The sequence below is a fragment of the Brevundimonas sp. KH_025 genome (assembly GCF_057839885.1).
Genome location: NZ_CM174501.1, coordinates 729701 through 743722, shown reverse-complemented (window position 1 = coordinate 743722; position 14022 = coordinate 729701). Strand labels below are relative to the sequence as shown.

Below are 14022 nucleotides of genomic sequence, written 5' to 3'. Positions count from 1 at the left end.
TGACGCAGCCATTGTGTCCCCTTCTAGTCCTTAACGAGGCGAAATCTCCGGACGCGGCCAAATCCAAGAGGACGGTCGGCGCATCGCGAAATCACCTCTCCTAATCAAACGCCGGCCGCCGCCGGACGGGCATCGGGGGGCACAAGGCTCGATGACCACCAACGGGGATGACAAGACCATGCATGCAGCCTTTGCTCGTCGAAGCTTGAAGACGGCCATGTTGGCCACCACGGCGCTGTTCGGCGTCGCCACCGCCGCGGTGGCCCAGGAGGCGCCGCAGCCGGAGGCCACCCAGGTCGATGAAATCGTCGTCGTCGGCTCGCAGATCCGCGGCGCCAAGGTGACCGCCGCCCTGCCCGTGACCGTGGTCGGCGAGGAACAGATCCTGGCCTCGGCCGCCGTTTCCGGCGACGACCTGATCCGCTCGATCCCGCAGATGGGCGACGTGACCTTCAACGCCTCCTACCTGCCCGCCAGCTCGAACTCGGCGCGCGGCGACACCGGCTCGGTCAACCTGCGCGGCCTCGGCATCGGCAACACCCTGGTGCTGCTGAACGGCCGCCGCGTCGTCGGCCACCCGACCAGTCAGGCCAACGAGCATCTGGTCCCGGTCCTGACCTACAACACCAACGCCATTCCGGTGACCGGCCTGAAGCGGCTGGAGGTCCTGCGCGACGGGGCCGCCGCCATCTACGGCGCCGACGCCGTGGCCGGGGTGATCAACACGGTCCTGCGCGACGACCTGAACGGCCTGACCGTCTCGGCCCAGTACGGCGGCGCCGAGGGCACCGGCATGCGTGAGACCAACCTCAGCGCCTATGGCGGCAAGGACGTCTTCGACGGCCGGGGCAACCTGTCCTTCTTCCTGAACTATGATCAGCGCACCGAGCTTTCGACCACGGATCAGGACTACACGGCCTCGCTGGACAAGCGTCCGCTGTTCGCCGGCACGGGCTTCGAGGGCAATACTTCGCTGAACGGCCGTTCGTCGCTGACGCCCTGGGGCCTGTTCCGCCCCACCGGCGGCACGGTGCGTCTGCCCGGCGCGTCGTCCAACCTGACGGCCTTCAGCACCCAGCCCTCGACCTTCGCCGGCTGCGGCCCCGCGCTCGGGGCCGGCCTGTGCCTCAAGTCCGGCACGACGGTCGATTCCCGCCTCTATTCGGACTCGGCGGCCCAGGGCCTGACCGTCATGCCCGAGGTCGAACGCCTCAACCTCTTCCTGAACGGCAAGTACAAGCTCAACGACAGCATCGAGGCCTTTGGCGAGCTGGGCTACTACCACGCGGAAACCACGGCTTGGCAGGCGCCGCTCAGCACCCTGTCCTCGATCATCCTGACGATCCCGAAGACCAACTTCTACAACCCCTTCGGGGCCACGACCCTGCCGGGCGGCGGCGCCAACCCGAACCGACTGCCGGGGATCACGGCGCCCGCAGGCGGCGTCGATCTGCTGCTCAGCGGCTATCGCTTCGACGACCTGGGTCCGATCGAGGTCAATGTCACCAACAAGCAGTATCGCGCCCTGGGCGGCCTGCGCGGCGAGTTCGCCGGATGGGACTGGGAAAGCGCCCTGGTCTATTCCGAGGCCAGCGCCGAGGACATCAGCGACAACGTCTCGACCACGGCGCTGCAGAAGCAACTCGCCCTGTCTACGCCCGACGCCTACAACCCGTTCAATGGCGGCGACCTGAGCAACCCCAGCTTCGGCGACGGCACGCCCAGCAGCAAGGCGGCCCTGGACGCCATTCGCCAGAAGATGCGCCGCTATACGGAGACCACCCTGGCGCTGTGGGACTTCAAGGTGTCGCGCCCCGATCTGTTCGCCCTGCCCGCCGGCGACCTGGGCATGGCCGCCGGGATCGAGGCTCGCCGCGAGACCCAGTTGGATGATCGCGACGAACGGATCGACGGGACCATCACCTTCAAGGACGTCTCGGGCGCCGTTTACAGCGACCTGATCAACTCCTCGATGAACCCGGACACCGAGGGCGACCGCACCGTCTATTCGGCCTACGCCGAGTTGGCCGTGCCGATCATCTCGCCCGAGATGAACATCCCCTTCGTCCACAATCTGGAAGCCCAGGTCGCCGGTCGCTACGAGCACTATTCGGACTTCGGCGACATCGCCAAGCCCAAGGTCGCCGTGGCCTGGGACCTGGCCGAGGGTCTGCGCCTGCGCGGTTCCTGGGCCCAGGGTTTCCGCGCCCCGAACCTGGAGCAGATCAACGCCAGCATCGTCACCCGCTCGAACAGCAGCACCGACTGGGCCTATTGCGAGGCCCTGACGCGTCGTGGCGCGATCACCGGCCTGAACCGCTGCGTCAGCCCCACCATCACTCCCGGCTTCCCCGACGCCGGCTCGGTCAACACCGCCCGCATCCGCCGCAACGTGGCCGAGCAGCGCGCCGGAAACCCCAACCTGAAGCCGGAAGAGTCGGAAACCCTGTCGTTCGGCACGGTGATCCAGCCGGACTTCACCCCTGCCAACCTCGGCGACTTCACCATCACCATCGACTGGTGGAACGTGAAGCAGGAAGGCATGGTCGGCGTCTTCCGCGGCCAGAACGCCCTGACGCTGGACTATCTGCTGCGCAAGCAGGGCAGCTTCAACCCGAACGTGGTGCGCGCCGCGGCGACGCCTGAGGACATCGCCATCTTCGCCGGCACGGGGATGCAGGCCGCCGGCGAGATCCTCTACGTCAAGGATCTCTACGACAACCTGCAGCCCCAGGAAGTCCAGGGCATCGACCTGGGCGTCATGTGGAGCCTGCGCGGCACCGACCTCGGCGACTTCAGCGTCAACCTGAACGTCTCGCACCTGCTGAAGTATCATCTGGAGCCGTCGCCGGCCGTTCAGGCCCTGATGGACGCCAAGGCCAAGGGCGACATCGACGCGGCCATCGCCTTCAGCGGCAGCGCCGGCGACCTGATCCGTCAGGGCGGCCGGCCGGAGTGGAAGTGGTCGGGCTCGGCCACCTGGCGCTATCAGAACGTCACGGTCGGCGCCTACACCGCCTATACCGGCAGCGTCGAACAGGACGGCCTGACCAACTCGGTCGGCGAAGTCTGGACCGTCGACTCGCAAATCACCGCCAACCTCTATGGCGAGTATGAGTTCGACAACGACGGCCTGCTGGGCGGGACCGCCGTTCGCCTCGGCGTGCGCAATCTGACCGACGAAGCCCCGCCGCTGGCTTCGGACGGCTACCTGGGCACCGTCTATCAGCCCTACGGCCGCTACTGGTACGCCAGCGTCCGCAAGTCGTTCTAACCATCCCTGCACCAAGGGGGCGGAAGGCGAGCCATCGCCTTCCGCCCTTCTCCTATTCGACGCCTGTTGTGGAGTTCCCGATGACACCCGTTTCGATGCGCGCCCTCGCCCTGGCCGCCGCCCTGACCGCCGCCGCCGTTCTTCCCGCTCAAGCGGCTGAACTGTCGCCCCAGGCCCGCGCCCAGATCGCTGACACGGTCGAGCGGAACCAGCCGGCCCTGGACCACGCCGCGCTCGAAATCTGGAAGTTCGCAGAACTGGGCTATCAGGAGACGCAAAGCTCGACCCTGCTGCAGGGTCAGCTGACCGCGGCCGGCTTCAACGTCACGCCCGGCATCGCCAACGAGCCGACCGCCTTCCTGGCCAGCTTCAAGAACGGCGACGGGCCGGTCATCGCAATCCTTGCCGAATACGACGCCCTGCCCGGCCTGTCGCAGACGATGAACCCGATGCAGGAATCGGCCGGCGGCCACGCCGGTCACGGCTGCGGCCACAATCTGTTCGGCGCGGCCTCGGTCCACGCCGCCATCGCGGTCAAGGACTGGATGGTCGCCAACAACATCAAGGGCGAACTGCGCGTCTATGGCACGCCCGCCGAAGAAGGCGGCTCGGGCAAGGTCTATATGGTCCGCGACGGCCTGTTCAACGACGTCGACGTGGCCGCCCACTGGCACCCCGGCAACGTCAACAGCGCCCGCCAGGGCGACACCATGTCCAACGTCTCGGGCAAGTTCCGCTTCTACGGCGTCTCGTCCCACGCCGCCGCGGCGCCCGATCGCGGCCGCTCGGCCCTGGACGGGGTCGAGGCCATGAACGCCATGGTCAACCTGATGCGCGAACACATTCCCGACCGCACCCGCATCCACTACGCCATCACCGACGGCGGCAAGGCGCCCAACGTCGTCCCGGCCTTCGCCGAGAGCTACTACTACGTCCGCCACAACGACCCGCAGATCGTCCGTGACGTGCTGGAGCGGGTGAAGAAGGCGGCCGAGGGCGCCGCGCTGGGCACCGGCACCCGCGTCGAGTTCGAGGCCATCGGCGGCGTCTATTCCATGCTGCCGAACGAGGCCCTGATGAACGTCATGGACCGCAACCTGCGCCATGTCGGCGGCATCACCTGGACGCCCGAGGAAATCGCCCTGGCCACCGAAATCCAGAAGACCCTGCCGTCAAAGCCTGACTTGGCCAGCGTCGGCACGATCGAACCGGCCGTCATCGGCGGCGACTTCGGCGGCTCGACCGACGTCTCGGACGTCAGCTGGGTCGCGCCGACGGTCGGCCTGTCCACCGCCACCTTCGTCCCCGGCTCGGCCGGCCACAGCTGGCAGAACGTGGTGGCCGCCGGTTCGACCATCGGCCTGAAGGGCGCGCACCTGGCGGCCAAGACCCTGGCCCTGACCACCGCAGAACTGTTCCAGAGCCCCGAGACCATCACGGCGGCCAAGGCCGAGTTCGACCGCCGTCGCGGCCCGGACTTCAAATACGAGGCCCTGCTGGGCGACCGCGCTCCGGCGCTGAACTACCGCGACTGACCCCGGCCCGTGGGGCTGACGCCGCCGTTCGGGTCTGTCCCCGTCGGCGGCGTTTCCGCCATCTCCTCGATCCGGGCCGCCGGTTTGGCGTGCACGGCCCGTGCCGGCTTGCCCGCGTGGATGGCCAGCGCCCGCTGCTCGACCTCCTCCAAGATGACGGCCAGCTCCTTGTCGGTCAGGTGCTCGATGCCGATGAAGCGCGCGTCGGCCTTGCGGACGGCATAGATCAACTCGTCCATCTTGGCGTGCATGGCCGCCGCGTCGCGATTCTGGGTGTTCTGGATCAGGAAGACCATCAGGAAGGTGACGATGGTCGTGCCGGTGTTGACCACCAGTTGCCAGCTCTCGCTGAACCCGAACAGCGGCCCCGTCACCGCCCAGATCAGGACCAGCGCCAGACAGGCGATGAAGGTCCACGGCCGACCGGCCATCTTGGCCGCCCCATTGGCGAAATGGTTGAACAGCTTTTCCATTCCGGCGGAACGGCGGCGTTTGCCGCTTGTTCCGCCGGGACAGGATCAGGTCACTTCGCCTGTTCAGGCGCCCGCGTGCCGATGGTGCGGTCGAGGAAGTCAAGGTAGGTGCGCCACAGGTGCAGCTGACGCTCGTTGCCGCGCACGCCGTGGCGCTGGCCGGGATAGAGCATGGTCTCGAACGGGATGCTCTTGGCCTGCAGGCCGTCCAGCACCCGCGTGGTGTTCTCGAAGATGACGTTGTCGTCGGCCATGCCGTGCAGCAGCAGCAGTCGCCCAGTCAGCTTGTCGAGGCGGCCCAGCACGTCCGAGGCGGCATAGCCCTCCACGTTCGCCTGCGGCGTCGACATAAAGCGCTCGGTATAGGCCGTGTCGTAGAGGCTCCATTCGGTCGGCGGGGCGCCGGCCAGGGCCGCGGCCAGACCCATCTTCGGCTCGGTCAGGGCCATCAGGCTCATGAAGCCGCCATAGGACCAACCCATCATGGCGATGCGGCTGTCGTCGACATAGGGCAGCGACCGCAGATAGTCGGCGGCGATGACCTGATCCTCGATCTCGGGCTGGCCCATCTTCAGATAGAGGGCCTGCTTGAAGGCCGCCGAACGGTCGCCCTCGCCCCGGTTGTCCAGGCGGAAGACGATGTATCCAGCCTCGGTCAGAAGCTGGTTGGTCGCGCCCTGCCAGCCGTTCTTGACGCCGCCGCCCGAGGGGCCGCCGTAAACCTGCATCACCACCGGATAGGTCTTGGACGGATCAAAGCCGGGCGGCGTGGTCATCTGCCAGACCAGGGTCTCGCCGTGGCTTTGCAGCGTGCCGAAGGTCGGCTTCTGCTGGCGCTCGGCATAGGGCCAGAAGGGGTGGCCAGGCTGGAGCTTGTTCTCCTCGATCCAGCGCACCCGCGTGCCGTCGATCGCGTACAGCGCCGACTGCGACGGCGTGTTCACGTCGGTGTAGTTGCCGACATAGGCCGTGCCCGTGTCGTTGACCGAAGCGCTCCACCAGCCGCCGCGCGGGGTGATCTCGGTCGGCGCCACAGTCCGCCTCAGGCTGGCGCGGAACAGCTGCTGCTCGATCGGGTATTCCTTGCCGTCGCGCATGGAGGCCGAGAAGAAGACCTCGCCCGTGTCCTGATTGACGCCGGCCAGCGACTTGACCGGATAGTCGCCGCGCGTGATCGCGCGCAGGCGGCGGCCGTCGCGGTTGTAGAGATAGAGGTGGTTCCAGCCGCTCTCTTCCGACGACCAGATGAAGTCGCCGTTCTTCAGCGCCTTGAAGCTGTGGCTCAACGGCACCCAGGCGTCCGAGCGCTGGGTGGCGATAATGCGGCTGGCGCCCGTGGTCGGATCAACGCTCAGCAGGTCCAGGGTCTTCTGGTCGCGCGACAGGCGCTGGACATACATGGTCCGCCCGTCCTTGGCCCAGTTGACGCGGGCCAGGTAGATGTCGGCGTTCGCGCCCAGGTCGACCTTGACCCGACGGCCGGCCTGCACGTCCTGAACATAGAGCACGACCACGGCGTTCGGGCGACCCGCGCGCGGGTAGCGCTGCGAAATCACCGAGGCGCCGCCGCCGGTGATGTCGAGGCGCGGGATCACGTCCACCTGCGTCTCGTCGGTGCGTTGCAGGGCGATGAAACGCTCATCCGGGCTCCACCAGTAGCCGGTGTCGCGGTCCAGTTCTTCCTGGGCGATGAACTCGGCCGTGGCCCAGGTGATGAGGTCCTTTCCGTCTGTGGTGACGGCCTGCTCGGCGCCAGTCTCCAGGTTGACCACGACCAGGTTCTGATCGCGCACGAAGCTGACGAAGGCGCCCTTGGGCGAGACCTTGGCGTCGATCTCGTCGGCCGTCGTCTCGGTCAGGCGACGCACGCTGCCGTCGGCGCGGTTGGCCAGGAAGATGTCGCCTTCCAGCGGCGCCAGGATATAGCGGCCCTGCTCGTCCCACGAGTATTCGACCACGCCGCGCTGCGAAATCCGCATCCGCTCGCGCCGCGCCTTCTCGGCTTCGGACAGTTCGCCGGCGTCGGGCACCAGGGCGCGCGCGTCGATCAGCTTGAACGGCTCGCCGCCCTTCACCGGCGCGGCCCACAGGTCCAGCACGTCCACGTCGTCCTCGCGCGAACGCAGGAAGGCGACCAGTTCGCCGTCCGGCGACAGGCTGACGCCCTTGGCCACCGGCCCCGACAGGGACGGATTGGCGAAGACCCGCTCGACCGTCAGGATCGAGGACGCCGGAGCCACGGCGGCGGGCGGCGCGGCGGGCTGCTGAGCAGATTGGGCGAAGGCCGAGGTCGCAGCCATCAGGATCGTCGAAGCAAGAAGGAATGTGCGCATGGCGGGGAAGCTAGAGGCGGATTCTTCCGCCGTCATCCGCAAATCCGCCCGACTGCGACGCCCGCGAGCCTTTCGCATTCGCCCTCGACGGCCTAGGTAGTCGCCATGACTGACGCCTCCCTCGCCGCGCCGCCCGTCAAGGCCAGCCCGTTCCATGATCTGGAAGTCCTGTGGGTCCGCCACTGGAACGACCAGCTGTTCAGCTTCGCCCTGAAACGGCCCGAAGATTTCCGCTTCCGCTCGGGCGAGTTCGTCATGATCGGCCTGCCCGGCGAGGACGGCGGCAAGCCGGTGCTGCGCGCCTATTCCATCGCCAGCCCCTTCTGGGCCGAGGAGCTGGAGTTCTTCTCGATCAAGGTCGAGGATGGCCCCCTGACCTCGCGCCTGCAGAAAATTCAGCCGGGCGACAGCGTCCTGATGGGCAAGAAGCCGACCGGGACCCTGGTGCTGGACGCCCTGACCGGCGGCGAACGCCTGTGGCTGATCGGCACGGGCACGGGCCTGGCGCCCTGGCTGTCGGTGGCGCGCGATCCCGAGACCTATTCCCGCTTCAAGCAGGTCATCGTCTGCCACACGGTGCGTAACGTCGCCGACCTGGCCTACCGCGACTTCTTCACCCACGAGATTCACGACGACCCGCTGATCGGCGACGAGGCCAAGGCCCAGTTGACCTATTATCCGACCGTGACCCGCGAACGGTTCGAGACGCCGGGCCGCATCACCGACCGCATCAAGTCGGGCGACGTCTTCGCCGACCTGCAACTGCCCATCGGCTTCTCGCCCAACAGCGACCGCGTCATGCTGTGCGGCTCGATGGCCATGATCAAGGAGACCGGCGAACTGCTGGAATCCTACGGCCTGAAAGAAGGCTCGAACGCCGAACCCGGCGACTATGTTCTGGAGCGCGCCTTTGTCGGCTGACCTGATGACCTCTCCCGCCGCCGTCGCCATCGACGCGCGCAAGGCCCCGGAAGATTGCGCTGACATGGTCGACGTGCGTCAAGGCGTGGACGCCCTGGACCGCGCCCTCGTGACCCTGCTGGCTGAACGCCAGCGCTATATGGACGCCGCCGCCCGCATCAAGCCGAACCGCGACGCCGTCTTCGACCAGGCTCGCATCGACGACGTGGTGGCCAAGGTCCTGGCCGCGGCCCAGCCCGCCGGCCTGTCGCCCGACATCGCCGAGCCGGTCTGGCGTCTGCTGATCGACCGCTGCATCGCCCACGAGTTCGCGAAATACGATCAGACGCGGGGCTAACCCTCCTTTCCTCCTCACCTTGTGGGGAGAGGGACCGCAAAGCGGTGGAGGGGCGACACAAACGTCAGCCGTCGAGACGCCCCCTCCTTCACGCCGCTATCGCGACGCGTCACCTCCCCATGGAATGGGGAGGAAAGCCGATCAGCCCTTCAGGCTTCTCAGCATCAGCTCATGGCGGTAGGCGGCGACGTCGGCCAGGGCCGCGTCCAGCGCCGTCCTGACCCGCTCCAGGCCCACAGGGGCCGACGCCGGTTCGCCGTGCTCGACCTCGGCGCAGACCGTCGCCAGGTCGCGCGCGCCGATCCCCGCGCTGGCTCCGCGGATCGTATGCACGGCGTCGCGCCACCCCTCGGACGAAGCATCCAGCAGGGACGACCACAGGGCGGCCTGCTGGACGAAAAGGCCCAGCACCTCCTCGGTGATGTCGTCCATGCCGCCGGTCATGGTCTCGAGGACGGTGAAGTCCACCGCCCCCGTCAGATCACGCGCCGCCATCAGGCCTCCGGCGTCTTTGCCAGACGCGCGTTCCGCGACGACCACAGCAGATAGATGGCCAGGCCGAACAGGTTCCACAGCAGGAAGTAGAACTGGGTCGAGGCCTTCAGGCTGAAGAAGAAGGTGATGCAGCCGATGATGGCGATCCCGCCGACCAGCCACCACAGGGGCGCCTTGAACTTGCGCTCGCGGTTCGGTTCGCGCACCCGCAGCACGATCAGGCTGACGCCCACGGCCATGAAGGCCATCAGGGTGCCGGCGTTGGCCAACGAGGCCAGTTCGTCCAGACGCATGATGCCCGCCAGGATGGCCACGACGATGGCGGTGAAGATCGTCACCACAGCGGGCACGCCGCGCGTCGAGATCTTGGCCAGACGGTTGGGCAGCAGGCCGTCGCGGGCCATGCCCAGGAAGATTCGGCTCTGGCCGAACAGGAAGGCCAGCAGCACCGTCGGCAGAGCGACCACGGCGGCCGCCGCGATCCACTGGGCGGCCACGCCTTGACCCAGGCCGCGCATGATCAGGGCCAGGGGTTCGGGGCTGTCGGCGAAGCTGGCGACCGGGGCGGCGCCGATCGCAGCGGCGGCGACGGCGATATAGAGGATGGTGCAGACCACCATCGAGCCGACGATGCCGATGGCCAGATCGCGCTCGGGCTTCTTGGTCTCCTCGGCCGCCGTGGCGATGGCGTCAAAGCCGTAGAAGGCGAAGAAGATGATGGCCGCCGCCGCCATGACGCCCGTCTGGACGAAGGGGGCGCCGAAACCGTGCGGCATGAAGGGCGTGAAGTTGGCGGCGTCGAAGTTCGGCAGGGCGATGGCCACGAAGGCGATCAGGGCCGCGATCTTCACCAGCACCAGCACGGCGTTCAGCGTGGCGCTCTCCTTGGTGCCCATCAGCAGCAGGCCCGTCACCACGGCGATGATGAAGACGGCGGGCAGGTTGATCAGGCCGCCCTCGACGTGCGGGCCGACCGTCAGGGCCAGCGGCAGGTCGATGCCCATCCCGCTCAGGAAAGGAATGGCGTAGCCGGACCAGCCCACGGCCACAGCCGAGACGACCAGCGAGTATTCCAGGATCAGGCTCCACCCCACGACCCAGGCGAAGATCTCGCCGAGCACCGCATAGGAATAGGTGTAGGCGCTGCCCGAGGCCGGCATGATCGTCGACAGCTCGGCATAGGCCAGGGCCGCGCAGGCGCAGACCAGTCCCGCCAGACCGAAGCTGATCAGCACCGCCGGACCGGCCAGGCCGGCGCCGACCCCGATCAGGGTCAGAATGCCGGTGCCGACGATGGCGCCGACGCCCAGCGCCATAAGGTGCGGCCAGCTGAGCGTCTTCTTCAGCGCCGGCCCTTCGTGCGGGGCCAGCATCGCATCGATCGAGCGCCGACGGTTCCAGAACGCCATCTTCATTTCCTCATTTGCCGCGTCTGTCGGCGGCTGATTCCGGGCGCGACATTAACGCGCGCTCGAAACTTTTAGAAATACCGTAAATCAGCCCTTGCGCGCCTCCGGCATCCTGAGTAATAGGACGGCCCTTCGGGCAACCCAGCGGGTCGCCACGAAGAACCGGCGCCACACCAAGGGCGCAGACGACGGTACGGGTGATTAGCTCAGTTGGTAGAGCAGCTGACTCTTAATCAGCGGGTCCACAGTTCGAACCTGTGATCACCCACCATCGTCTCTTCATTTTCTAGCAAGTTTTTTCCCTTCCAGGGAAGTTCGGCGCGTCATCGCCTTGCCTCGCGCGTGAAGCCTTAAGCTTAGCCTCTTTCCAAGACGCGTCGTCGCGGGCAGGAAAAGGAAACGCTTCCCTCCCCTTCTTGCCGGTGCTCCCATGCCCTCTGGACTTATGGCCCTGATCGACGACGTCGCGGGGATCGCCAAGCTGGCGGCCGCATCCATCGACGACGTCGGCGCCGCGTCGAGCAAGGCCGCGAGCAAGGCCGCCGGCGTGGTCGTGGACGACGCGGCCGTGACGCCGAAATACGTCACCGGCCTATCGCCCAGCCGCGAGCTGCCGATCATCGGCAAGATCGCCGTAGGCTCCATCCGCAACAAGCTGTTGCTGATCCTTCCCGTCGCCCTCCTGCTGACCGCCTTCGCGCCCTGGGCCATCACGCCGCTGCTGATGTGCGGCGGCGCTTACCTCTGTTTCGAGGGGGCGGAGAAGGTGATGGAGATGTTCGGCGGCCATGCGGCGGAGGAAACGCCCGTGAGCGACGACCCGGCCCATCTGGAAGCGGCGACCATTTCCGGCGCCGTGCGCACCGACCTGATCCTGTCGGCCGAGATCATGACCATCGCCCTGGCCGACGTCGCCGATGCGCCGCTGGCGACCCAGGCGGGCGTGTTGATCGTGGTCGGCCTGGCCATGACCGTGGTGGTCTATGGCGCGGTCGGCCTGCTGGTGAAGCTGGATGACATCGGTCTGCACATGGCCGAGCGCCCCTCGAAGTCCAGCCGGGCCATCGGGCGCGGTCTGGTCAAGGCCATGCCGGGCATCTTCTCGTCCCTGTCCGTCATCGGCACCGTGGCCATGCTCTGGGTCGGCGGCGGCATCCTGCTGCACGGCTCGCACACGCTGGGGCTGGCCTGGCCCGCGGAACCCGTCGAGCATCTGGCCCATGCGGTCGGCGCTCTGTTCGGCCCTCTAGGCGGCGCCGTCGGCTGGACGACCACCGCCCTGCTGTCGGCCCTGCTGGGCCTGATCGTCGGCGGGGTTCTCGCCGTTCTGCTGCATCAGGTCATGCGGCTCATCGGACGCGGCGCGCACTAAGACCTGCGGCCGTCATGTGACCTGACGCTTCTCCAGCTTACGGGCCAGGGTGCGGCGATGCATGCCCAGGCGGCGGGCGGTTTCGGAGATGTTGAAGTTCGTCTCGGCCAGGACCTCGTGGATGCGTTCCCACTCCAGCGTCTTGATCGAGGTCGGACGGGCGCTCAGCGCAGCGTCGGGATCGCCCTCCTGGCGAGCGAAGGCGGCCTCGATCTCGTCCGTCCCGGCCGGCTTGGCCAGATAGTGACGGGCGCCCAGCTTGATGGCCTCGACCGCCGTGGCGATGCTGGCGAAGCCGGTCAGGACGACGATGTTCAGCTCGGGATCAAAGGCGTGCAGCGTCTGGACGCAGGTCAGACCCGAGGCCGCGCCCAGCTTCAGGTCCACCACGGCGTATTGGGGGTGATGGATGGCCAGCAGTTCGACCAGTTGCTCGTGGCTGCGGGCCGAGACCACCTCATATCCGCGCCGCTCGAACGACTTGCGCAGGGTCTTGGCGAAGGCCTCGTCATCCTCGACGATCAGCAGCTGGCGAGGGGCGTCGGTCGGTTGGGTCATTTCGGAGCCAAAGCCTCCAGAGGCAAAGTCAGACGGACGCAGGCGCCGCCGTCGCGTCGTTTGGCGGCGACGACGCCGCCGCCCAGCTTGCGCATCACATTGACCAGCAGGAAGAGGCCCAGCCCCGCCCCTGCCCGGCCCTTGGTCGACTGATAGGGCTGGCCTAGGCGTTCGAGGATTTCGGGCGCGAAGCCCGGCCCGTCGTCGTTGAACTCGACCGACAGCGTGTCATCGTCCAGCGCGGCGGCGATGACCATGCGCTCGGCCCCAGCCTCATGGGCGTTGTCCAGCAGGGCGCTGAAGACCTGCTTCAGGGCCGGGTCGGCGATGATGCGCGGATCGCGCGGCGTCGGTCCGGACAAGGTGACGTTCATGGCGTCGCTCGACTTCTCGCGCCAATCGGCCACGATCTCGGACAGGAAACCGCCCAGGGTGGTGATGGTCGGCGCCTCGCCCCGCGCCTCGCCGGCCGACATCAGGATGCCGGTGACGATGGTCTTGCAACGTTCGACCTCGGCCTGCATCTCGGCGATGTCGGACGTCAGGTCGGCGTTGGCGGTCAGTTCCGGCATCCGCTTCCAGTCGCTGAGAATGACCGACAACGAGGCCAGCGGCGTACCCAGCTCATGCGCGGCGCCGGAGGCCAGCAGACCCATGCGAACGATGTGATCCTGCTCCGCCGCTTGCTGGCGGGCCTCGGCCAGATAGGCGTCGCGCGCCCGCACGTTCTGGGTCGTGCGGGTGACGAAGGCGACCAGCAGGACGGCGATCAGGATGAAGTTGACCAAAGCCCCGGCCTGGATCAGCCCCATGTGGGCGTCGGTGTCCGGCGGCAGCAACAGCGGCTGGTGCCAGACCGCCAGCCAGGCCAGGCAGGCGCTCGTGACGAGCACGAAGCCCCAGGCGTAGGGCGGGCGCAGCAGCACCGCCGCCAGCACGATCTGCATCAGATAGAGGGCGACGAAGGGATTGCCGGCCCCGCCGCTGAAGAACAACAGCCAGGTCAGGGCGGCCACGTCGACGAAAAGGGCCAGCAGCAGTTCCGGATCGGTAACGCTCTGACGCCGCAGGGCGACAGGGGCGCTAGCCAGGTTCATCAGCGCCAGCCCGGTCGGAGCCAGCAGCAGCATCCCCAGCGGCAGGGGGATCTTCAGCCCCCAGTGGACCACCGCGATGGTCACGACCTGGCCGATCACCGCCAGCCAGCGCAACTGGATCAGCAGCAGCATGTTGCGTCGTCCGGCCGCGCCCGGCGACACCAGCGCCTCGGCGCGGTCGTCCAGACCCAGCAGACTGCGCGCGAACTCGATCACAT

The 14022-nt window shown here is 67.5% G+C and carries 11 protein-coding genes and 1 tRNA gene; 6 read left to right on the top strand and 6 right to left on the bottom strand.

Features of this window, described 5'->3' with window-relative positions; genetic code table 11:
• Positions 1-217 precede the first annotated feature (217 nt).
• Entirely contained in the window at positions 218-3274 is a 3057-nt protein-coding gene (locus AC3IS2_RS03750; protein WP_489199333.1) for a TonB-dependent receptor domain-containing protein, read from the top strand.
• An 80-nt stretch (positions 3275-3354) separates the two neighbouring features.
• Positions 3355-4809 (top strand): amidohydrolase, encoded by a 1455-nt coding sequence (locus AC3IS2_RS03745; RefSeq protein WP_489199332.1) that lies wholly within the window; start codon positions 3355-3357, stop codon positions 4807-4809.
• Here AC3IS2_RS03745 and AC3IS2_RS03740 read toward each other — a convergent pair.
• Positions 4797-5282: a low affinity iron permease family protein gene (locus AC3IS2_RS03740; RefSeq protein ID WP_489199331.1), complete on the bottom strand. Its 486-nt coding sequence runs from the start codon at positions 5280-5282 to the stop codon at positions 4797-4799. The two genes, AC3IS2_RS03745 and AC3IS2_RS03740, sit on opposite strands and share 13 nt — an antisense overlap.
• Positions 5283-5332: 50 nt before the next feature.
• On the bottom strand, positions 5333-7582 hold the full coding sequence (locus AC3IS2_RS03735) for a S9 family peptidase (protein ID WP_489199330.1): 2250 nt from the start codon (positions 7580-7582) through the stop codon (positions 5333-5335).
• Between the two features lie 138 nt (positions 7583-7720).
• On the opposite strand from AC3IS2_RS03735, the gene AC3IS2_RS03730 reads away from it, so the two are divergent.
• On the top strand, positions 7721-8536 hold the full coding sequence (locus tag AC3IS2_RS03730; protein WP_489199329.1) for a ferredoxin--NADP reductase: 816 nt from the start codon (positions 7721-7723) through the stop codon (positions 8534-8536).
• Between the two features lie 4 nt (positions 8537-8540).
• Positions 8541-8873: a chorismate mutase gene (locus tag AC3IS2_RS03725; protein ID WP_489199328.1), complete on the top strand. Its 333-nt coding sequence runs from the start codon at positions 8541-8543 to the stop codon at positions 8871-8873.
• A 141-nt stretch (positions 8874-9014) separates the two neighbouring features.
• On the opposite strand, the gene AC3IS2_RS03720 is transcribed toward AC3IS2_RS03725, so the two are convergent.
• Together AC3IS2_RS03720 and AC3IS2_RS03715 are read right to left on the bottom strand one after the other, a co-directional pair.
• Complete coding sequence (locus AC3IS2_RS03720; RefSeq protein WP_489199326.1) at positions 9015-9368, bottom strand: Hpt domain-containing protein; 354 nt, start codon at positions 9366-9368, stop codon at positions 9015-9017.
• Positions 9368-10777, bottom strand: a complete 1410-nt coding sequence (locus AC3IS2_RS03715; RefSeq protein WP_489199325.1) for an amino acid permease — start codon at positions 10775-10777, stop codon at positions 9368-9370. The genes AC3IS2_RS03720 and AC3IS2_RS03715 overlap by 1 nt, the downstream gene beginning before the upstream one ends.
• A gap of 195 nt (positions 10778-10972) precedes the next feature.
• On the opposite strand from AC3IS2_RS03715, the gene AC3IS2_RS03710 reads away from it, so the two are divergent.
• Together AC3IS2_RS03710 and AC3IS2_RS03705 are read left to right on the top strand one after the other, a co-directional pair.
• A tRNA-Lys gene (locus AC3IS2_RS03710) sits at positions 10973-11048 on the top strand.
• A gap of 159 nt (positions 11049-11207) precedes the next feature.
• Positions 11208-12149, top strand: a complete 942-nt coding sequence (locus AC3IS2_RS03705; RefSeq protein ID WP_489199324.1) for a DUF808 domain-containing protein — start codon at positions 11208-11210, stop codon at positions 12147-12149.
• Between the two features lie 12 nt (positions 12150-12161).
• Here the strand turns inward: AC3IS2_RS03705 and AC3IS2_RS03700 are convergent, their stop codons facing one another.
• Positions 12162-12707: a response regulator transcription factor gene (locus tag AC3IS2_RS03700; protein ID WP_489199323.1), complete on the bottom strand. Its 546-nt coding sequence runs from the start codon at positions 12705-12707 to the stop codon at positions 12162-12164.
• On the bottom strand, positions 12704-14020 hold the full coding sequence (locus AC3IS2_RS03695) for an ATP-binding protein (protein ID WP_489199322.1): 1317 nt from the start codon (positions 14018-14020) through the stop codon (positions 12704-12706). The genes AC3IS2_RS03700 and AC3IS2_RS03695 overlap by 4 nt, the downstream gene beginning before the upstream one ends.
• Positions 14021-14022 lie beyond the last annotated feature (2 nt).